The sequence below is a fragment of the Allobosea sp. GW821-FHT10B12 genome, from assembly GCF_059415545.1.
The window spans coordinates 359276-377470 of sequence record NZ_JBWKNL010000003.1 but is presented as its reverse complement, the minus strand read 5'-3'; the positions used below and the strand labels follow the sequence as shown (position 1 = coordinate 377470).

The following is an 18195-nucleotide window of genomic DNA, read 5'->3' as shown; positions in this document are numbered from 1 at the left end:
CTGCAGACTATCAGGCGGTTTGAGCAGGCCTGAGCACGAACGCTACGGTTCCGACCGAAGGATTCCGCGCTGCATTGCGCTGGGAAACGGACAAAGGAATCCTTTGCCATTCCGATAAGTTGTGCTTCGCCTTGCCCGCAAGGATCGGTAGAAACAGGCTTTTCGCCCGAGGCCGCCCATGCTTGTCGACTTGCTGATGAAGGCCGCATTGTTCGTTCCGGCCTTCATGGCGGTGACCGCGTTCTGCGTCTGCCTGCAGCGGCGGCGGGCCCAGCGGCATGGCGAGTGGAAATATCTGACGCCGGGCCCGTATTTCTGGCTCGGCCTGTGCGCCGGCCTGCTGATCACCGCCATTGCGACGCTGGTGGTTGCGGGCGGACGCGTCGAGCGGAGCTCGGGCCTGCTCTTCACCAGCGCCTTCGCCGGAATCACTCTATTCTTGGCGATGCAGGCACTGGTCGAGCAGGTGCGCTGGAACGGCCAGCGCATCGAGCGCCGGACGCTTCTCGGTCGGACGATATCGCTGAGCTGGTACGAGCTTGCCCGGATCGGCGTGGAGTGGACCGGCTATCTCTGGATCTCTTCCTTCGAAGGACCGCGCCTGCGCTTCTCGACCTATGACAACGGCTTCGACGAATTGGCGCTGACGATCCAGCGCCATCTGCCGACCGACCTGCCGCCGGCCTCGCCCGAACTGGGCGGCGAGCCGATGCTGGCGGAGGTGCGGGTGCGTGGGCGAGGCTGAGCGCGGCTCTCTGACCTCTTGACCCGGACACCGCGCCGCCTGCATCACCGCAGCGCGCAACCCGGATCCCGCCCATGCCCGTCTTCGCCATTCCCTTCCCGGTGATCGATCCGGTCGCGCTGCAGCTCGGGCCGCTCTCGATCAAATGGTACGGGCTCGCCTATGTCGCTGGCCTGCTCGGTGGCTGGTGGTATGCGCGCCGGCTCGCGGCGAGCGCGCCGCTCTGGGGAGGCCGGGCGCGGCCGGACCCGGAATCGCTCGACGATTTCCTGCTGTTCGCCGCGCTCGGGGTGGTGATCGGCGGCCGGCTCGGCTTCGTGCTGTTCTATAACCTGCCCGAATATCTCGCCAATCCGCTGGAGATCTTCGCGGTGTGGAAGGGCGGCATGTCCTTCCATGGCGGGCTCGTCGGCGCGGCGATGGGCCTGTGGGTCTTCGCCTTGCGGCGCGGCTATCCGCCGCTCTCGGCGCTCGATCTCGGCGCGGCGGTGGCGCCCATCGGCCTGTTCCTTGGCCGCATCGCCAATTTCGTCAATGGCGAGCTCTGGGGTCGGCCGGCGCCGGACCTGCCCTGGGGAATCGTGTTTCCGCATGGCGGCCCGGTGCCGCGCCATCCGAGCCAGCTCTACGAAGCCTTCAGCGAGGGGCTGCTCCTGCTGGTGATCCTGATGATCGTGGTCCGCATGGGTGGGTTGAAGCGGCCGGGCCTCGTCGCCGGGCTATTCGGCATGGGCTACGGCATCGCCCGCACGACCTGCGAGTTCTTCCGCGAGCCCGATCCGCAGCTCGGCTTCCTGTTCGGGACCAGTTGGGTGACCATGGGCATGGTGCTGTCGGTGCCGCTATTCCTCGCCGGCCTCTTCCTCGTCCTGCGGCGGAAGGGACCGGCCGCAGCGTGAATGCCCTGGCGCAGGAGCTAGCAGAGCTGATCCGCCAGGAGGGCCCGATCAGCATCTCCCGCTACATGGCGCTCTGCCTCGGCCACCCGCGCCATGGCTATTACATGAAGCAGGATCCGTTCGGCGCGGCTGGCGACTTCACCACCGCCCCCGAAATCAGCCAGATCTTCGGCGAGCTGGTCGGCATCTGGGCCGCGAGCGTTTGGCAGGCGATGGGCGCGCCGGCTTCCATCCGCCTGGTCGAGCTGGGCCCGGGGCGCGGCACGCTGATGCAGGACATGCTGCGGGCGGCGCGAGCGCTGCCGGGCTTTGGGGCGGCACTTTCGGTGCATCTGGTCGAGATGAGCCCGGTGCTGCGCGAGCGGCAGAAAGTGACGCTCGCTGCGAGTGGCGTGACGCCGTACTGGCATGATCGGATCGAGCAGGCGCTTGAAGGCCCGGCGATCGTCGTCGCCAACGAATTCCTCGACGCGCTTCCGCTCGACCAGTTCGTCCGCACGCCCGAGCGCTGGCGCGAACGGCTCGTCGGATTGGATGGCGAAGGCAAACTTGCCTTCGGCCTGTCGGGCGAGCCCGACAACTCCCTCTCGGTCGCTGCCCCGGTGGGCTCCGTGCTGGAACAGCCCGCAGCGGGGCTGGAGGCTGTCGCGGCCGTCGCCCGGCATGTCGCAACCCAGGGCGGCGCTGGGCTGTTCATCGACTACGGCCCGGCTCGTTCCGGCTTCGGCGACACCCTGCAGGCGCTGAGGCGACACGCTTTCGTCGACGTGCTGGCCGAGCCCGGCGATGCCGACCTCACCGTCCATGTCGATTTCGCCCGGATGGCGCAGGCCGGGCTCGTCGCTGGTGCCGCGGCGCATGGCCCGGTGACGCAGCGCGATTTCCTGCTGGCGCTCGGCCTGCAACAACGCTTCGAGGCGCTGTCGCGCCGCGCCACCCCGGCACAGGCTGGGGCGCTTGCTAGTGGCGTCGGGCGCCTGATCGAAACCGGGCCGACGGCGATGGGCGAACTCTTCAAGGTGCTGGCGGTCGCCGACCGGAACTTGCCGCTCCTGCCCGGATTTGACCTTCATCGCCTGCCAGAGCAGGGCTGACCCACAAACGGACGTGCCGCCATGTTCATTACCTCTCCCGATCTCGCCCATGAGTCCGGCATCCGTCATGCCTTCTTCACCCGTGAAGGCGGCGTCTCGGGTGGGATCTATGCCTCGCTGAACGGCGGGTTGGGGTCGAATGACGACCAGACCCATATCGCCGAGAACCGCGCCCGCATGGCGAAGCAGATGGGCGTCGAGCGCGATCGGTTGGTCAGCGTCCACCAGGTGCATTCGCCGGATGTGGCTGTCGTCACCGGTCCCTGGCCGGCGGAGCGGCCCAAGGCCGATGCGATGGTCTCGGTCGCGCATGGCGTCGCGCTCGGCGTCTCCACCGCCGATTGCGGGCCGATCCTGTTCGCCGACGCCGAGGCGGGTGTGATCGGCGCAGCCCATGCCGGCTGGAAGGGTGCTTTCTCGGGCATCATCGGCGCGACCGTGACCGAGATGGAGAAGCTCGGAGCTCGGCGCAGGCGGATCATCGCCGTGCTCGGACCGACGATCAGCGCTGCCGCCTATGAGGTCGGCCCGGAATTCATCGAGCGCTTCAAGGGCGAGAACGCGACTTTTTCCCGTTTCTTCCACGCTTCGGAGCGGCCGGCGCATGCGATGTTCGACCTGCCGGCCTTCATCGCCCATCGCGCGCAGGAGGCCGGCATCGGCCGTTTCTACGATCTTGCCTTGTGCACCTATGGCGACGAGGCGCGCTTCTACAGCTATCGCCGCACGACTCACCGGCAGGAGGCCGATTACGGTCGGCTGATCTCGGCGATCGCGCTGGCGTAAATCCCGTTCGAGCCGGTCTGCGCTGTCAGCCGGGTGATGATTCCGGTGGTTAAGTCGGCGCAACGTCCCGTTGCAAGACCGGCTTTCGCCGATGTCGAGTTGCGTACACTTTGACGCAGGCGCATCCTCCCCTCGCCATCCACCTTGGCTGAGGGATTGAACATGGAACAAATCCTGATGAACCTGATCGCAGGTGCGATCGGTGGCAATGCGGCAGGCAAGGCCTCGCCGACTTTTGACATAGGTACCATCGGCAATACTATCGCGGGTCTGGTCGGCGGCGGCGTACTGGGCCAGCTGATCCCGGTCCTGCTGCCGGCGATCTCGGCAGCCGCGATGGGCGGCAATCTCAGCGTCGGCGGCATCCTCACCAATCTGATCAGCGGCGGCGCCGGCGGCGCGATCCTCACCGCGATCATCGGCGCCATCAAGAACAAGGCGGCGGCCTGACATCTGCGTCCTGGCGCCGCCGTCCTGGCGGTGGCGCCATCGTCATGCTGATCGGAGCGATCACGACAATTGACGACGGGCGAGCTTGCGGGAGCACGCCGTCAGCAGGCACCTTGCGGCCGCAACTTGCCCAAGGTCTCCGATGTCCCGCCAGATCGACTATTATTTCACGCTGGTCTCGCCCTGGACCTATCTCGGCCATGGCGCCTTTACCGCACTGGCGAAACAGCACGGGCTGACGGTCCGCTACCGGCCGACGCCGCTGCGCTCGGTCTTCGACGAGACCGGCGGCCTACCGCTGCCGAAGCGCCATCCGGTGCGGCAGCGCTACCGCGTGCTCGAACTGCAGCGCTGGCGCGCCAAACGCGACCTGCCGCTGACGCTGTTCCCGAAATTCTTCCCTTACGACGCCTCGTTGGCGGACAGGATCGTCCTGGCGATCGTCGCGCGCGGCGAGGATCCGGCAGGGTTCATCGGCGAGGTGCTGACCGATGTCTGGGCGCGCGAGCAGGACATGTCGCGGCCGGAGCTGATTCTGGCGGCGGCCGGGCGGGCCGGGATCGATACTGCCGGCCTGATCGAGGCGGCTGGAAGCGAGGCGGCCACTCAGGCCTATCAGACAGCGATCGCGGAAGCGGTCGAGGCCGGTGTCTTCGGCGCGCCGAGCTATGTGCTGGATGGCGAGATCTTCTGGGGGCAGGATCGGCTCGATCTGCTGGCCGATGCGCTCGCCAGCGGCCGGGCGGCCTATCGCAACGACACGACGGTCTGAGCGGTTTTTCTCAATCGACGATGTCGGGTGTGCGCCAGGCGATGTGCTGGCCGGCATCGACCGCAATCATCTGGCCGGTGATCGCCTTGGCGCGTGCCAGATAGAGGACCGCCTCGGCGATGTCGTCGGCCTCGACCTTGCGGCCGAGCGGCGTGCCGCCCGCTTCCGCCGCCAGCAGCGTCTCGCCGTCATGCGGGTTGGCGAAGGTCGGGCCGGGACCGACCGCGTTGACGCGGATGCGCGGCGCCAGCGCCTGGGCCATCGTCGTCGTCGCGGTGAGCAGCGCCGCCTTGGTCAGCGTGTACGAGTAGTATTGCGGCGTCAGCTTCCAGACACGCTGGTCGACGATGTTGACGATCGCGCCCTGACGCTCTGCCGGCAGGCGGTTGGCCATCGCGCCGGCGAGGACGGAAGGCGCACGCAGATTGACCGAGAACTGCCGATTCCAGGTTGGGACATCCAGTGCCAGCAAGTCATCGACCAGAAAGCTCGAAGCGCTGTTGACGAGCAGGCTGACAGGCCCGAGCGTGGCTTCAGCCTCCGGCACGATCCGCTCGACCGCCGCCGGATCGGCGAGATCGGCGACAACGACATGGGCGCGCCCGCCTGCTGCGATGATCTGATCCGCCAGTTCCCGCGCCTCGGCGCGAGAGGCATGGCAGTGGATCGCCACCGCGTAGCCGGCATCGACCAGCCGCAAGGCGATGGCGCGGCCGATACGCTTGGCGCCGCCGGTGACGAGGGCGACCTCAGCCGCCATGTCCGTCGCCGTCGGTGCGAGTGCTGCGACGCTGGAGCCGGCGCTCCCAATGTTTGGCGACGCGCAGATAGCGATAGAAGGCATAGTTCATCGCGGTCATGAAGCCGTAGACCCCACGCAAAGCGTGACGTCGCCCGATATAGGCCTTGATGAAGTTGCCAGGAAACTCCGCCACGAGCCGGAAGACCGAGAGCGTCTCGCCGCGCGCATCGAGGTCGTCGGCCTGCGCGTCGCTATAGGCATTGAGCTTGGCCATCTGCTCGCCCAGCGAGCGGACGGAATAATGATGGATCGTGCCCTTGAGCTTGCCGACCCGGGCATCGGCTGCGAGGTCGACGCGGTCATGCACCGGTGAGGGCGAGTAGCGCCCCTTGTCGGAGCGATAGAGCCGGACCGGCGCCAGCGCATAGGCGAAGCGGTGGGGAGCGCCCTCGCCGGGGAAAATCTCGGCGATGCGGATGCGATAGGCGTCGCAGGCCGGCTCACCCTTGGCGAACAGGGCGGTGATCTCGGCACCGAGCCCCTCGGGCGTCACCTCGTCGGCATCGAGGTTGAGCAGCCAGGGATGGCGGCACTGCTCTTCGGCGAAGCGCTTCTGCGGGCCGTAGCCCGGCCAGGTGCGCTCGATCACGCGCGCGCCGAGATTCATGGCGACATCCTGGGTGCCGTCGGTCGAGCCGGAATCGATCACGACGATGTCATCGCTGAGGCTGCGGACCGCGGCTATGGTGCGCCCGATGCGGTCGGCTTCGTCGCGCGCGATGATGAAGATCGAAAGCGGTGGCACGCTGGTCTCGACGGGAAAGGCGGGGCCAGTCGGCTAAAGCACGCGTCGCGGCGGGCTGCAAGCACGGGGCGCATGGCAGATTTGCGCCGGCAACGGAACCCAAAACCGTTTCCGGCGGTTATGAGGTGGCCGTGCGTTGTCGCTGACGTTGCGTTAGTATTCGGTTAGCCATTCACACTGTCTTAACAAAGACTAACCGGAATTGATCAATATGCCTTGCTTGTTCCGGATCGTGCCGCAATTTTGCCTCGGTCTGACCAGCACATGTGTTCTCGCCGCAACAGACACGGCCCGCTACAATCCCTATAAAGGGGTCACTGAAATCACCAGCCGGCCAGCGCCGGACAAGACGACGACTAAGGAGTTTGTCATGAAGAAGTATCTGCTTTCGGGCGTTGCGGCCCTCGGCCTCATCGCCGCCGGCGCTGCCTCCGCTGCCGACCTGCCGAGCCGCAAGGGCCCGGTCGTTGCCCCGGTCTACGTTCCTGCCTTCACCTGGACCGGCTTTTACGTCGGTGCCAACGCCGGCTACGGCTTCGGCAACATGGACTCGGTCGGCGTCAACGCTTTCGGCGACCTCGATGGTTTCGTCGGCGGTGGCCAGATCGGCTACAACTACCAGATCGGCCAGATCGTCCTCGGCCTCGAAGCCGACTTCCAGGGCGCTGACCTGAAGGCTGGCTCGAGCTTCGCTGGCTTCGGCATCGTCGGCGAGGGCAAGACCGAGTGGTTCGGCACCGTCCGCGGCCGCGTCGGCTACGCTTTCGACCGGTTCCTGCCCTACGTCACCGGTGGTTTCGCTTACGGCAACGTGAAGACCACGCTGGCCCCGGGCGTCACCATCAACGGCCTGAACTCGGACGACAACACCCACACCGGCTGGACCGTCGGCGCCGGCGTCGAGTACGCCTTCACCAACAACCTGGTTGGCGGTGTCGAGTACCTCTACGTCGACCTCGGCGACAAGAAGGTCTTCGGTGGCGCGGACAAGGTCGGCACGGACTTCTCGCTGGTTCGCGCTCGTCTCAGCTACAAGTTCTGATTTTCTCCTCCCGGAGACAGAACGGACCCGGTGGCTTCGGCCACCGGGTTTTTTGTTGTCCGTTGTCCGGGCGGAAGGAGGCAGGCCGACACTCCTGCCTCCAAATGGCCGATGCTGAGGGGGATGGAAGCCGCCGAAAAGCGGACCTCAGCCCTTGAAGCGCGTCTCTTCAAAAGCCGGGACCTTGGCGGCGAAGCCGTCGAGCCAGGCGACCAGCGCCGGATGTCCGGAGCGCCAGGCCCCTTCGAAGCGCAGGTCGAGATAGCCGAGGGCGCAGGCGAGTGCGATCTCGCCGATGCGCGGCCGGTCATAGGCCGGAGGCGAGGCTTCGAGCGAGGCGAGGGCGCGCGCGACCTTACCGGACTGGTTCTCGATCCAGGCGGGGCTGCGCATTTCGGCCGTACGCAGGCGGGTCTCGTAGACCTGCAGCAGGCCCGCGTCGCAGATGCCGTCGGCGATGGCCTGCAGGCGCAATTGCGCGAAGCGGGTCTCGCCTGCCGGGAACAGCCTGCCGCCGCCGGCCAGATGGTCGAGATACTCGGCGATCACGCGGGAATCGAACAGCGTCGAACCATCCTCGAACACTAGGGTCGGTACCTTGCCGAGCGGATTCTGGCGCCGCAGCGAGTCGGCCGGGTCGTTGGTGTCGGCCGGAACCACCTCGATGCGGTCGCCGAGCCCCAGTTCGGCGATGGCGATCTTGATCTTGCGGCCAAACGGGGAGGTCGGGGAGGAGCGCAGGATCAGCATCGTCGGCAGCCTTCGGTTGGGCGAGCGGGAACGATCAGCCGTCGGGGCGAATCGCCTCGCAGCGATAGCGCGGGCGAGAGCCCTGCGCGAGCCGTTCGCTCAGGGCCGGAAGCAGAATCTCGGCCTCCTGCGCCAGCAGCCAGGGCGGATTAATAACGAGCAGTCCCGTCGCGCTGAGGCCGCCGGCCGCATCCGGACGATCGACATCGATCTCGAGCCGAAGCAGACGGCCGATATCGGCATCGAGAATGGCATCGAGCAGGCGCTCGACCGCCCGCTCGTCCTTGATGGGATACCAGAGCGCGTAGATCCCGGTCGGCCATTTGCGGTGAGCCGCGATGAACTCGGCCGCCAGCGTCGCAAACTCGTCCTTCTCCTCGAAGGGCGGGTCGATCAGGACGAGGCCGCGGCGCTCCTTCGGCGGAACATTGGCGCGCAGCGCCGTCCAGCCGTCGATCTCTAGCGCCTTGCAGCGCTCGTCGCGCCCGAGCGCCTGGCTGAGCTTGCGATAGGTATTCTCGTGCAATTCCGCTGCGATCAGCCGGTCTTGCTCGCGCATGGCGTGGCGGCAGAGCCAGGGGGAGCCCGGATAGGTGTCCGCGCCATGCCGGGCGCGGGCAGCGGCGAGTGCCTCGCGCCAGGGTTTCAGCAGCTCTTCCACCTTAAGAGCCAGCGGCGACTGATCGAGCCGGGCGACGCCGTCGCGCCATTCATGCGTCTTCAGCGCCTCCTCCGAGCCGAGGTCGTAGCGGCCGGCGCCGGCATGGCTGTCGATGACGCGCCAGGGTTTGTCCTTGGCGTTGAGATGCGTGAGGATACGCATCAGCACGACATGCTTGAGCACATCGGCGAAGTTGCCGGCATGGAAGCCGTGGCGGTAGTTCATTCCTGATCAGCGAATCGCGTTGACACGAAAGTCCGGCGCCCGGCAGCCCGAGCGGTCGACCTCCTGGCACATGCGGAAGCCACGCAAATCCTTGCTGAAGCAGATCCGCACCTCTTCCAGCACGCCGCGGCGGCAGGAGACCGACATCATGTCGGTGCGCAGGCCCGGATTGGCGTCGACGAAGGCGCGCTCGAGGTCGAGCGCAGTCCAGCTCCGCTCGCCGTCGCCCTTCTGCAAGGTGGCCGGGATCTTGATCTTCTCACGGGCGCGGCGGACATCGGCGAAGTAATCGGCCGGGCTCGAACCCGAGCAGCTGCCGTGCTTGCGCCATTGATAGCGGGCGAGGCTCTCGGTCGGGAACAGACCTTCCGCCTGCTCCATCGCGATTCGCGACGGTGTGCGGCCGGAGGGGCCGCAATCGCTCGGATAGCCGCGCTCATATTGCGGCCAGAGCCCGTGCACGACGAAGCCGAGATTGGCGCCGGGCGCGCATTGCTCACGATTGCGGCCGCGGCCACCGTCGAGCTCGCAGAAGCCGGGCGACCAGGAGAGGGCGAGCACGTAGAAATCGAAATCGCCGGGCGTGCCGCCGCGATCATAGCGACCTTGCGCGGCGGCGGTGCCGCTGAGCGCACAAAGCGCCAGAAGACCGGCGGCAATTCGTTTCAGCATGGCCTGCGCCTGGTTCAGGGGCGGGCCATCTTGCAGTCGGGCGCGTAGGAGCGGTGACGGTCGAGGCCGGAGACGCACCAGTTGACGTTCCAAGTATAGCCGAACAGGCCGAGATTCTCGCGGACGGAATAGTCGACCCGGCGCAGCACGCCGTCATTGGTCAGCACGCGAGCGGTGCAGAAACGGCGCGGAATGAAGTCCTCGCCCCAGGGGCGCCAGCCGATCGGCTGGACGCGATCGAAGCTGACCGCCTGCAGTGGCCCCCAGAACTTGGCCTCGCGCGAATTGAAGCGGCTGATGATCTTGCCGAGCACCGCCGGATCCTCGCAGGCCGGCAGGTTGCCATACATCGGGATGATGCGCTCTTCCGCCCGGTCGGCCGGGTTGACATAGCGCCCGCCCGCCGCCTGGGCGGAGAGCCCGGTCAGGCACAGGGCGGCGGCAAGGGTCGAGAGGAGTGAAACGCGGCGCATGGGGGCCTCGTACAGGGGAGTGGAGTCCGTCATCGGCACGATGGCTGGTGGGCCGGGGAGGGTCAAGCGCAGCGGCGCCGTTCCCGCGTCTCTGGCGGCGCCTGTGGCTTTTCGATCCTGCCGGGCTCAGCCGAATGAAGCCTCCAGCATGGCCAGATAGTCGGCCGCTGTCGCCGGTCGCGGATTGGTCGCGCTCGAATGGTCCTGCGTCGCCGCTTCCGAGATGGCGGGCAGGACGTCGCGCGGGACGCCCATCTGCGACAGTGAGCCCGGCAGGCCCAGGCGCTTGGTAAGCCCGGCGATCCAGTCCGCGAGATCAGCATCGGCGGGCAGGCCGAGCACGCGCCGGATCTCGGCGTATTTCGCTGGAGCGGCCGATTCGTTGAAGCGCAGCACGGCCGGCAGCAGCACGGCGTTGAGCGTGCCGTGATGCAACGAGACCTGCTTCAGGCCGCCGAGCGGATGTGAGAGGGCGTGGACGGCGCCGAGGCCCTTCTGGAAGGTGAGGCCGCCCTGCAGCGCCGCCATCAGCATCTCCTCGCGGGCCTCGCGGTCGGAACCGTCGCGGGTGGCGCGTTCGATATGGTTGGCGGCGCGCTTCAGCCCGTCGAGCGCTATCGCCTCGGCCGGCGGGTTCTCGCGCGGGCTCAGATAGGTCTCGATGCAATGGGTCAGTGCGTCCATGCCGGTGGCGGCGGTCAGCCAGCCCGGCAGGCCGAGCGTCAGCTCGGCATCGCAGATCGCGAGCTTCGGGATCAGATGCGGCGAGATGAAGCCGAGCTTGCGGCCGTCCTTCAGCGTGATCAGCGCGGCACGGCCGACTTCGCTGCCGGTGCCAGCGGTGGTCGGGACGGCGATCACCGGCGCGACCTTGCTCGTCACCTTCGGGATGCCGCCGAGGATCGCGGCATAGGTCTCGAGGGGCCCGTCATGGCTGGCGAGCAAGGCGACGCCCTTGGCGAGATCGATCGGCGAGCCGCCGCCGATGGCGACGAGACCGTCGCAGCCATGCTCGCGATAGAGCGCCACCGCGGCCTCGACGGCCTCCTCGGTCGGATTGGTCGGGGTGTCGACGAAGAGCGGGGCATTGCCGAGCAACGGCGAGGCGGCGCGCAGCCGCTCGATCAGGTCGGTCGCCGCCAGACCGCGATCGGCGACGATCAACGGGCGCGCGATCTTCAGATCGGCCAGGCCGGGCGCGATGGTCTTGAGCTCGCCGAAGCCGAACTGGACGGTGGTCAGATAGGTGATCGTCGCCATGAAGGTCCTCCCGCCCGCTCAGTTGTTCGGGCGGGCCTGCATTTTGTCGCGCGGCCGGCGCATCGGCGCCAGCCCCAGAGCCCCGACACCGACGCAGAACACCCCGGCGCCAAACTATCGATAGCGCGATCAGGGAACTGCCGTGCCGGTACGCTGTCGCTCGCGCCAGTAGCGCAGCGCCAGCGGCCAGAGGTGCCAGGCGACGCTGCCGAGCAGGGCGAAACCGAACAGCATCGAGCGATGGGCGCCGTTACGCAGCGCTTCGGCCGTGTCGTCATAGGCGAGGAAGGTCTTGCCGCGAGAGGTCGCCTCGTAGACGAGCTGACGGCCGGGATCGACCAGGAAGCGGACCTGCTGGCCATGGTCGAGCCGGTCGATCCCGTCGACCCAGAGGCCGCGGGCCGGCCTGTACTGACGCTGATGGTAGATTTGCTGGTTGTTGCCGGTCGCGACCAGCCACAGCTCCTGGGTTCGGTAGGTGCTCGACCCGCGTCCCGAGCTTACCCGCATCAGCGGCGTGCTGTAGCTGATCGGGCCGACATGGTCGGCGACCAGGAGGTCGCCGCGTGCCAGCGGCAAAGTGCGCCAGCCGGCGATCAGTAGCCAGAGGCCGAGGACGAGGGAAATCGCGGCGCCGAGCCAGGCCCAGAAGTCCGGCGGTTTCGCAGCCTCGGCCATCGCCCCTCCGGGTCAGTTCTGCTCGACGATAACACGCTCCTTGGCGGTCTCAGAGGCTGAGTTGCCCGCGCGCCTTTCGAGTACGAGCAAAGCGAGCCCAGCAGCGATGATCAGGGCCGAGCCGAACAGCATGGCGGGCTTTGGCCAGTCGCCGAAGACGAACCAGCCGAAGACCAGCGCCCAGACGATGAGCGTGTACTGGTAGGGCACGACCACCGAGGCTTCCGCCAGCTTGAGAGAGCGCGTCACACAGAGATGCGCGACCATGGCAACGATGCCGAGCAGGCCGAGCAGGCCGATATCGGCCAGGCTCGGCGTCACCCAGCCGAAGGGCAGCAGCACGAGGCCCATCACCAGCGCACCGAATGTCTGCCAGAAGACCAGTGTCACGTCGGGCGTGCCGCGCAGTTGCCGGCCGATGATCATCATCGCGGCGAAGGAGAAGCTGCCGATGAGCGCGATGATCGCCGGCAGAGACAGGCTCTGCCCCGACGGGTTCAGCGCGATCGCGACGCCGACGAAGCCGGCGACCACGGCGAGCCAGCGCCCGGCATCGACACGCTCGCCGAGCAGCAGCGCCGCCAGCACCACCGCCCAGACCGGCGCCGCCAGCCAGAGCGTCATCGTGTCGGCGAGCGGCAGATAGGACACTGCCCAGTAGAACAGCGCGACCTCGCAGGAGCCGAGCGTGACGCGCAGCAGCTGCAGGCCCGGCCGCTCCGGCCGCAGCGTACGGCGCAGACCCTGCTTCACCACGAAGGGGATGATCGCCAGCAGGGCTGCGCCGGAGCGCAGCAGCAGAATCTGGCCGACCGTATAGGTCGCGACCAGCCATTTCCCCATCACGTCGTTGATTGAGAACAGCAGGATGCCGAGCAGCATCATCAGGATGCCGGCGAGCGTGGCGTTTCGGGAGGGCATGGTCTGGCGAATGAGGCGGGACGGGCGATCCTCATGACCCGTCATGCTCGCAAGGGCAAGCCCGCCGCACGCAGGGGGAGGGTGCGCGTCCGGTGGTCAATAATTTCGTGTTGACTTAATTAAGTGAGTGGCTAAATAGGAAGCATGGATCGCTTCACCGCCCTTGCCGACCCGACCCGCCGCCGCATCGTCGAGATGCTGGGCCAGCGCGCCATGGCGGCAGGCGAGATCACCGCACAGTTCGGGGTGAGCGCGCCGGCGATCTCGCAGCACCTCAAGGTGCTGAAGGAGGCGGGGCTGGTGAGCGTCGAGGTCAGTGGCCAGCGCCGGATCTACCGGCTCGATCCCACCGGACTCGAGGCTTTCGAAGCCTGGGTCCAACAGGTGCGCAGCTTCTGGAATGCCGGGCTCGACCGCCTGGAACGAGAACTCACACAGCCCGAAGACGAGTAAGGAGAGTCATCATGAACGAGTATGGCGTGGTTCTGGAGAGCGGGGCGGTCCGCTTCGAGCGCCTTCTGCCCGGTCCGATCGAGCGGGTCTGGTCCTATCTCACCGAGTCCGACAAGCGCGGCACCTGGCTCGCCTCGGGCCAGATCGAGCCGCGCGTAGGCGGCGCGGCCGAGCTCCTGTTCAAGCATTCGCAGATTACCAGCGAACGGCCGCCGGAGCGCTATCGCGAGATGAACGACAATGGCTGGCCCTCCAAGGGGACAGTGACGCGCTATGAGCCGACGCATACCCTGGCGATGACCTGGCCGGGTGAGGGCGATGCCAGCTCCGAGGTGACGTTCGAGCTGACCCCCGAAGGCGACAAGGTCAGGCTGGTGCTGACGCATCGCAAGCTCGCCGACAAGACGGAGATGGTCAGCGTCTCCGGCGGCTGGCACGCTCATCTCGGCCTCCTCGAGGACAAGCTCGCCGGCGATCCGGCGCGCGCCTTCTGGTCGCGCATCGAGGAGCTCGAGACGGACTACGCCAAGCGTTTCGCCAACCTGCCGGGGTGAGCAAATCCGATCCATCATGGCTTCCGAGCGGGCGGGAGAGCTGCTCTCCCGCTCGTGACTTGGTGGGTCGGCGCCGGATCGACTAAACTTGCTCCGTTGCAACGGAGTATGTCCGTCATGTTGATCAAGCGTCGCGCCGGCTGGGAGATTCCCGAAAGCCAGGCGACACCGGAAGCCGCCTTCCTGAATCGCCGGCAATGGCTCGCCGGCAGCGCTGGACTGATCGCCAGCGCCGCGCTGCCTCAGGCTGCCGGCGCGCAGGGGCCCGATCCGACGCTCGATCTCTACCCGGCCAAGCGCAACGCGGCCTACACGCTCGACCGGCCGGTGACCGACGAGGAACTGGCGGCGAACTACAATAATTTCTACGAGTTCGGGACTTCGAAGGAAGTGGCGGCGGCGTCGAAGCGCCTGCAGACGCGGCCCTGGACGATCGCGATCGACGGGCTGGTCGAGAAGCCGTTCGAGGTCGGCATCGACGACCTGATTAGGAAGGTCAGCCTTGAGGAGCGGCTCTATCGCTTCCGCTGCGTCGAGGCCTGGTCGATGGCGGTGCCGTGGACGGGCTTTCCGCTGAAGCAGCTCGTCGCGCTGGCCAAGCCGCTCTCGGGCGCGAAATACGTCCAGATGCAGACCTTCATGAACCCGAAGGTGGCGCCGGGCCAATCGCAGCGCTGGTATCCCTGGCCGTATACGGAAGGGCTGACCATCGCCGAAGCGACGAACGAGATGACGCTGATGGTGACCGGCATCTACGGCAAGCCGATCCCGACGCAGCACGGCGCGCCGCTGCGGCTGATCACACCATGGAAATACGGCTTCAAGTCGGTCAAATCGATCAGCAAGATCAGCTTCGTCGCCGAGCGGCCAAAGACCTTCTGGGAGGGTTTGCAGGCCTCCGAATACGGCTTCTGGGCCAATGTGAACCCGGAGGTCTCGCATCCGCGCTGGAGCCAGGCGAGCGAGCAGGTGCTGGGCTCGCGCGATCGCAAGCCGACGCTGCTGTTCAACGGCTATGCCGAGCAGGTGGCCGATCTCTACAAGGGGCTGGAGAAGGAACGGCTCTGGGCCTGAGCTGACTTTATCGAGCCGGTCGCCCCTGAGCAGCTTCGCCCGGGGTGACTGGTGCCGATAGCTGGCAGGAAACGGGTGCCCTAGAGCTCGCAGCCACGCTATCGTCGAGCCATGCAGAACTTCTGTCTTTTCACGACTGCGATCGGCTCCTGCGCCCTGGTCTGGCAGGGCGAGCGCATCATCGCGGCGCAGTTGCCCGAGCGCGACGAGGATACGGCCCGGCGCCGGCTGGCCCGGCGCTTTCCGGAAAGCGTCGAGGCCGAGCCGCCGGCCTTCGTGCGGCAGGCGATCGCGGATGTCGTCGCCCTGCTGGCCGGCGAACAGCGCGACCTGTCGCATCTGCCGATCGATCTCTCCGCCACGCCGGAATTCAACCGGCGTGTCTACGCCGTCGCTTTGGCGATTCCGCCCGGCGAGACCCTGACCTATGGCGAGGTCGCGGCGCGGATCGGCGAGCCCGGCGCGGCGCGGGCCGTCGGCGTCGCGCTCGGCCAGAATCCGATCCCGATCATCGTGCCCTGCCATCGCGTGCTCGCCGCGGGCGGCAAGACCGGCGGCTTCTCGGCCGATGGCGGCGTCGAGACCAAGCTGAAGATCCTGACGATCGAGAAGGCACGCACCAGCGCCGAGCCGTCGCTGTTCGATTCGCTGCCGCTGGAAGCGCGGCGGCGTTAGCGCGAGGTATCACGCTCGGCTCCGAGCCGAGCATCTCGAAAACCGGCGTCTTTATCGTCCTGGGATTCTCGGGAGCGCCGCTCTGCGTCGCCGGAGAATGACGCTGGCTGCCAGCCAAGAAAAAAGGCCGGCGTCCCGAAGGAGCCGGCCTGAAAGTTTGAAACATCCAGCGCAAAAGCGCCAAACATCTCAGAGGGGAACGGCTGGAACGAACTCAACGCCGGGAGGAGATGCGGAGCCCGTTCCGAACAACCGTGAGCTGAATATCGGGCAGACCCTGCCTTTTCGCAATGCAGCATTGGGCGGGTCGGTTATGCGCTGGCAACATGACTCATTACTAGAATTCGTCACAATTGCCAGGAGACCGCGCGTGGCACGCATGCGCAGCCGCTGTGGGCACGGCGCTGCCGGGTTTTCGGGCAGCGCCTGCCTGTTAATTCAATAGGTCCAACGCTGCGCCTTCTGGATCAGGAAATCGCGGAAGACCTGCACGCGCGCGACCGATTTCATCTCCTCCGGGTAGACCAGATAGCTCTCGAGCTGCGGCATCTCGGTCTCGCGCATCAACTGCACGAGCGGCGAGCCGGCCTCGATCAGATAGTCCGGGAGGATGGCGATGCCGGCGCCCGAATCGACCGCGCGCTTCATCGCCGTGATGTTGTTGACGGTGAGGTGGATCGGACGCGGATTGCGCTGGTCGCGGCCGAGCGTGCCGAGCCAGTGCACCGCCGTCAGATAGGAGGGCGAGGACGCGCCGAAGGAGAGCAGCCGGTGGTTGTCGAGCTCCTCATAGCTCTTCGGCTCGCCGAAGCGCTTGATATAGGCCGGCGCGCCGTAGACGTGGAAGTGCACGGTGAAGAGCCGGCGCTGGATCAGGTCAGGCTGCTGCGGCTGGCGCAGGCGAATCGCGATATCGGCCTCGCGCATCGACAGGTCGAGTTCCTCGTCGGTGAGGATCAGCTCGACCTTGATGTCGGGGTAGAGGTCGAGGAACTCGGCGAGGCGCGGGGTCAGCCAGTGACCGCCGAGGCCGCGGGTCGCCGTGACCTTGAGCTCGCCGGACGGATGCTCGCGCGTTTCCGAAAGCTGGGCACGGGTCCGCTCCAGGCGCTGCGTCATCTCGCGCGCGGCGCGCCAGAGCAGTTCGCCCTGCTCGGTGAGAATGAGGCCGCGGGTGTGCCGGTGGAACAGCGGCGCGCGCAATTCGCGCTCAAGCGCTCCGATCTGGCGGCTCACAGCCGATTGGCTGAGGCCCAACCCGTCGCCAGCTTTGGTGAAACTTCCCGATTCAGCAACCGTGTAGAAGATTCGGATGCGGTCCCAATCCACCGCTTTCCCCCCGTGTTATGCGTTCAACGCATGATGGGGGGATCGGGTTGTCCGGTCAACGACTCCTTTGCCGGGACCGTTGATTTTAGCCCTTAATATCGTGCTGGAATTGATCAATTCCAGTGATGTATGTGGCTTCCGGCTATTCCGCCGCCTCGCGAACCCCCAGTTCCTGCGCCTGTAGCCAGCGCTCGGCGTCGAGCGCTGCCATGCAGCCGAGGCCTGCCGCGGTCACGGCCTGGCGGTAATGCTCGTCGGTGACGTCGCCGGCGGCGAAGACGCCGGGCACATTGGTCTGGGTGGTGCCGGGCGCGACGTCGAGATAGCCCGATTCGTTCATGGCGAGCTGACCGACGAACAGTTCGGTCGCCGGCTTGTGGCCGATGGCGACGAAGACGCCGTCGGTCGGCAGATCCTGCACGGCGCCGCTCTTCAGGTTGCGCAGGCGCACATGGGTCACGGAGGGCGGCTGCGTCCCGCCGAGAATCTCAGCGACCTCCGAATCCCAGATCACCTCGATCTTGGGATGCTTGAACAGGCGCTCCTGCATCACCTTCTCGGCGCGCAGCGAATCGCGCCGGTGCACCAGCGTGACCTTGCTGGCGAGATTGGCGAGATAGAGCGCTTCCTCGACCGCGGTGTTGCCGCCGCCGACCACGACGACCTGCTTGTTGCGGAAGAAGAAACCGTCGCAGGTGGCGCAGGCGGAGACACCGAAGCCCTGGAAGGCCTGCTCCGAGGGCAGGCCGAGCCATTTCGCCTGGGCGCCGGTCGAGACGATCAGAGCATCGCAGGAATAGGTGTCGCCGCCATCGCCCCAGAGCCGGAACGGGCGCTGCGAGAGGTCGACGCGGGCGATATGGTCGGAAACCATCTTGGTGCCCATGTGCTGCGCCTGGGCCTGCATCTGCTCCATCAGCCAAGGCCCCTGGATCACGTCGGCGAAGCCGGGATAGTTCTCGACGTCGGTGGTGATCATGAGCTGGCCGCCGGCCTGCAGTCCGGAGATCAGCACCGGCTCGAGCATGGCGCGGGCGGCATAGATCGCGGCGGTGTAGCCGGCGGGGCCGGAGCCGATGATCATCACCTTGGCGTGGATATGGGCCATCTGTCTGGTTCCTGAGCCGGCACGAGC

At 66.8% G+C, this 18195-nt stretch carries 22 protein-coding genes; 11 read left to right on the top strand and 11 right to left on the bottom strand.

From position 1 onward, the window contains the following. The first annotated feature begins 178 nt into the window (after positions 1 to 178). The 6 genes from AC07O0_RS11720 (at position 179) to AC07O0_RS11695 (ending at position 4746) form a co-directional block, all read left to right on the top strand. Positions 179 to 745, top strand: a complete 567-nt coding sequence (locus AC07O0_RS11720; protein ID WP_494623132.1) for a hypothetical protein — start codon at positions 179 to 181, stop codon at positions 743 to 745. A 74-nt stretch (positions 746 to 819) separates the two neighbouring features. Further along, positions 820 to 1644 (top strand): prolipoprotein diacylglyceryl transferase, encoded by an 825-nt coding sequence (gene lgt, locus AC07O0_RS11715; RefSeq protein WP_494623130.1) that lies wholly within the window; start codon positions 820 to 822, stop codon positions 1642 to 1644. Beyond that, a complete protein-coding gene (locus tag AC07O0_RS11710) occupies positions 1641 to 2738 on the top strand; it encodes a class I SAM-dependent methyltransferase (protein WP_494623128.1) in 1098 nt (365 codons plus the stop codon). Before lgt ends, AC07O0_RS11710 begins: the two co-directional genes overlap by 4 nt. Positions 2739 to 2759: 21 nt before the next feature. Then, positions 2760 to 3524 (top strand): peptidoglycan editing factor PgeF, encoded by a 765-nt coding sequence (gene pgeF / locus AC07O0_RS11705; protein ID WP_494623126.1) that lies wholly within the window; start codon positions 2760 to 2762, stop codon positions 3522 to 3524. Between the two features lie 162 nt (positions 3525 to 3686). After that, positions 3687 to 3974, top strand: a complete 288-nt coding sequence (locus tag AC07O0_RS11700) for a hypothetical protein (protein ID WP_494623124.1) — start codon at positions 3687 to 3689, stop codon at positions 3972 to 3974. Positions 3975 to 4116: 142 nt separating this feature from the next. After that, the gene (locus AC07O0_RS11695) at positions 4117 to 4746 is read left to right on the top strand and encodes a 2-hydroxychromene-2-carboxylate isomerase (protein ID WP_494623123.1); all 630 of its coding nucleotides are present in this window, start codon (positions 4117 to 4119) and stop codon (positions 4744 to 4746) included. Positions 4747 to 4756: 10 nt separating this feature from the next. Here the strand turns inward: AC07O0_RS11695 and AC07O0_RS11690 are convergent, their stop codons facing one another. Both AC07O0_RS11690 and AC07O0_RS11685 read right to left on the bottom strand, forming a co-directional pair. Next, entirely contained in the window at positions 4757 to 5506 is a 750-nt protein-coding gene (locus AC07O0_RS11690; protein ID WP_494623121.1) for an SDR family oxidoreductase, read from the bottom strand. Then, positions 5496 to 6293 carry a glycosyltransferase family 2 protein gene (locus AC07O0_RS11685; protein WP_494623119.1) on the bottom strand — a complete coding sequence of 266 codons (798 nt, stop codon included), beginning with the start codon at positions 6291 to 6293 and terminating at the stop codon, positions 5496 to 5498. The genes AC07O0_RS11690 and AC07O0_RS11685 overlap by 11 nt, the downstream gene beginning before the upstream one ends. Positions 6294 to 6663: 370 nt before the next feature. On the opposite strand from AC07O0_RS11685, the gene AC07O0_RS11680 reads away from it, so the two are divergent. Next, on the top strand, positions 6664 to 7335 hold the full coding sequence (locus AC07O0_RS11680) for an outer membrane protein (protein WP_454024620.1): 672 nt from the start codon (positions 6664 to 6666) through the stop codon (positions 7333 to 7335). 147 nt (positions 7336 to 7482) lie between these two features. On the opposite strand, the gene AC07O0_RS11675 is transcribed toward AC07O0_RS11680, so the two are convergent. The 7 genes from AC07O0_RS11675 to AC07O0_RS11645 form a co-directional block, all read right to left on the bottom strand. Beyond that, positions 7483 to 8085: a glutathione S-transferase gene (locus AC07O0_RS11675; RefSeq protein ID WP_494623116.1), complete on the bottom strand. Its 603-nt coding sequence runs from the start codon at positions 8083 to 8085 to the stop codon at positions 7483 to 7485. Between the two features lie 34 nt (positions 8086 to 8119). Further along, the gene (locus AC07O0_RS11670) at positions 8120 to 8971 is read right to left on the bottom strand and encodes a 23S rRNA (adenine(2030)-N(6))-methyltransferase RlmJ (RefSeq protein WP_494623114.1); all 852 of its coding nucleotides are present in this window, start codon (positions 8969 to 8971) and stop codon (positions 8120 to 8122) included. Between the two features lie 6 nt (positions 8972 to 8977). Next, complete coding sequence (locus tag AC07O0_RS11665; protein WP_494623112.1) at positions 8978 to 9643, bottom strand: ribonuclease T2 family protein; 666 nt, start codon at positions 9641 to 9643, stop codon at positions 8978 to 8980. Between the two features lie 14 nt (positions 9644 to 9657). Then, positions 9658 to 10116, bottom strand: a complete 459-nt coding sequence (locus AC07O0_RS11660) for a hypothetical protein (RefSeq protein ID WP_494623110.1) — start codon at positions 10114 to 10116, stop codon at positions 9658 to 9660. A gap of 126 nt (positions 10117 to 10242) precedes the next feature. Continuing rightward, positions 10243 to 11376, bottom strand: coding sequence for a 4-hydroxybutyrate dehydrogenase (gene gbd, locus AC07O0_RS11655; protein WP_494623108.1), 1134 nt, complete (start codon positions 11374 to 11376; stop codon positions 10243 to 10245). Between the two features lie 129 nt (positions 11377 to 11505). Continuing rightward, positions 11506 to 12054, bottom strand: a complete 549-nt coding sequence (locus AC07O0_RS11650; protein WP_494623106.1) for a hypothetical protein — start codon at positions 12052 to 12054, stop codon at positions 11506 to 11508. Positions 12055 to 12066: 12 nt separating this feature from the next. Next, a complete protein-coding gene (locus AC07O0_RS11645) occupies positions 12067 to 12975 on the bottom strand; it encodes a DMT family transporter (protein WP_494623104.1) in 909 nt (302 codons plus the stop codon). A gap of 144 nt (positions 12976 to 13119) precedes the next feature. Here AC07O0_RS11645 and AC07O0_RS11640 point away from each other — a divergent pair, with 144 nt between their 5' ends. From AC07O0_RS11640 to AC07O0_RS11625, 4 genes are all read left to right on the top strand, one after another. Continuing rightward, entirely contained in the window at positions 13120 to 13428 is a 309-nt protein-coding gene (locus AC07O0_RS11640) for a metalloregulator ArsR/SmtB family transcription factor (protein WP_494623102.1), read from the top strand. 11 nt (positions 13429 to 13439) lie between these two features. Further along, positions 13440 to 13982, top strand: coding sequence for an SRPBCC family protein (locus tag AC07O0_RS11635; protein ID WP_494623100.1), 543 nt, complete (start codon positions 13440 to 13442; stop codon positions 13980 to 13982). A 117-nt stretch (positions 13983 to 14099) separates the two neighbouring features. After that, on the top strand, positions 14100 to 15056 hold the full coding sequence (msrP, locus tag AC07O0_RS11630; protein WP_494623098.1) for a protein-methionine-sulfoxide reductase catalytic subunit MsrP: 957 nt from the start codon (positions 14100 to 14102) through the stop codon (positions 15054 to 15056). Positions 15057 to 15167: 111 nt separating this feature from the next. Next, on the top strand, positions 15168 to 15731 hold the full coding sequence (locus AC07O0_RS11625) for a methylated-DNA--[protein]-cysteine S-methyltransferase (RefSeq protein WP_494623096.1): 564 nt from the start codon (positions 15168 to 15170) through the stop codon (positions 15729 to 15731). A 438-nt stretch (positions 15732 to 16169) separates the two neighbouring features. Here the strand turns inward: AC07O0_RS11625 and AC07O0_RS11620 are convergent, their stop codons facing one another. Both AC07O0_RS11620 and trxB read right to left on the bottom strand, forming a co-directional pair. Then, entirely contained in the window at positions 16170 to 17060 is an 891-nt protein-coding gene (locus AC07O0_RS11620; protein WP_092155998.1) for a LysR family transcriptional regulator, read from the bottom strand. Between the two features lie 142 nt (positions 17061 to 17202). Beyond that, positions 17203 to 18168 carry a thioredoxin-disulfide reductase gene (trxB, locus tag AC07O0_RS11615; RefSeq protein WP_494623093.1) on the bottom strand — a complete coding sequence of 322 codons (966 nt, stop codon included), beginning with the start codon at positions 18166 to 18168 and terminating at the stop codon, positions 17203 to 17205. Positions 18169 to 18195 lie beyond the last annotated feature (27 nt).

Bases quoted from the DNA above. Each gene is read 5' to 3' on its own strand.
- AC07O0_RS11720 (WP_494623132.1), top strand. From the start codon at position 179: ATGCTTGTCGACTTGCTGATGAAGGCCGCATTGTTCGTTCCGGCCTTC.
- lgt (WP_494623130.1), top strand. From the start codon at position 820: ATGCCCGTCTTCGCCATTCCCTTCCCGGTGATCGATCCGGTCGCGCTG.
- pgeF (WP_494623126.1), top strand. From the start codon at position 2,760: ATGTTCATTACCTCTCCCGATCTCGCCCATGAGTCCGGCATCCGTCAT.
- AC07O0_RS11700 (WP_494623124.1), top strand. From the start codon at position 3,687: ATGGAACAAATCCTGATGAACCTGATCGCAGGTGCGATCGGTGGCAAT.
- AC07O0_RS11695 (WP_494623123.1), top strand. From the start codon at position 4,117: ATGTCCCGCCAGATCGACTATTATTTCACGCTGGTCTCGCCCTGGACC.
- AC07O0_RS11690 (WP_494623121.1), bottom strand. From the start codon at position 5,506: ATGGCGGCTGAGGTCGCCCTCGTCACCGGCGGCGCCAAGCGTATCGGC.
- AC07O0_RS11680 (WP_454024620.1), top strand. From the start codon at position 6,664: ATGAAGAAGTATCTGCTTTCGGGCGTTGCGGCCCTCGGCCTCATCGCC.
- AC07O0_RS11675 (WP_494623116.1), bottom strand. From the start codon at position 8,085: ATGCTGATCCTGCGCTCCTCCCCGACCTCCCCGTTTGGCCGCAAGATC.
- AC07O0_RS11670 (WP_494623114.1), bottom strand. From the start codon at position 8,971: ATGAACTACCGCCACGGCTTCCATGCCGGCAACTTCGCCGATGTGCTC.
- AC07O0_RS11665 (WP_494623112.1), bottom strand. From the start codon at position 9,643: ATGCTGAAACGAATTGCCGCCGGTCTTCTGGCGCTTTGTGCGCTCAGC.
- AC07O0_RS11660 (WP_494623110.1), bottom strand. From the start codon at position 10,116: ATGCGCCGCGTTTCACTCCTCTCGACCCTTGCCGCCGCCCTGTGCCTG.
- gbd (WP_494623108.1), bottom strand. From the start codon at position 11,376: ATGGCGACGATCACCTATCTGACCACCGTCCAGTTCGGCTTCGGCGAG.
- AC07O0_RS11650 (WP_494623106.1), bottom strand. From the start codon at position 12,054: ATGGCCGAGGCTGCGAAACCGCCGGACTTCTGGGCCTGGCTCGGCGCC.
- AC07O0_RS11645 (WP_494623104.1), bottom strand. From the start codon at position 12,975: ATGCCCTCCCGAAACGCCACGCTCGCCGGCATCCTGATGATGCTGCTC.
- AC07O0_RS11640 (WP_494623102.1), top strand. From the start codon at position 13,120: ATGGATCGCTTCACCGCCCTTGCCGACCCGACCCGCCGCCGCATCGTC.
- AC07O0_RS11635 (WP_494623100.1), top strand. From the start codon at position 13,440: ATGAACGAGTATGGCGTGGTTCTGGAGAGCGGGGCGGTCCGCTTCGAG.
- msrP (WP_494623098.1), top strand. From the start codon at position 14,100: ATGTTGATCAAGCGTCGCGCCGGCTGGGAGATTCCCGAAAGCCAGGCG.
- AC07O0_RS11625 (WP_494623096.1), top strand. From the start codon at position 15,168: ATGCAGAACTTCTGTCTTTTCACGACTGCGATCGGCTCCTGCGCCCTG.
- trxB (WP_494623093.1), bottom strand. From the start codon at position 18,168: ATGGCCCATATCCACGCCAAGGTGATGATCATCGGCTCCGGCCCCGCC.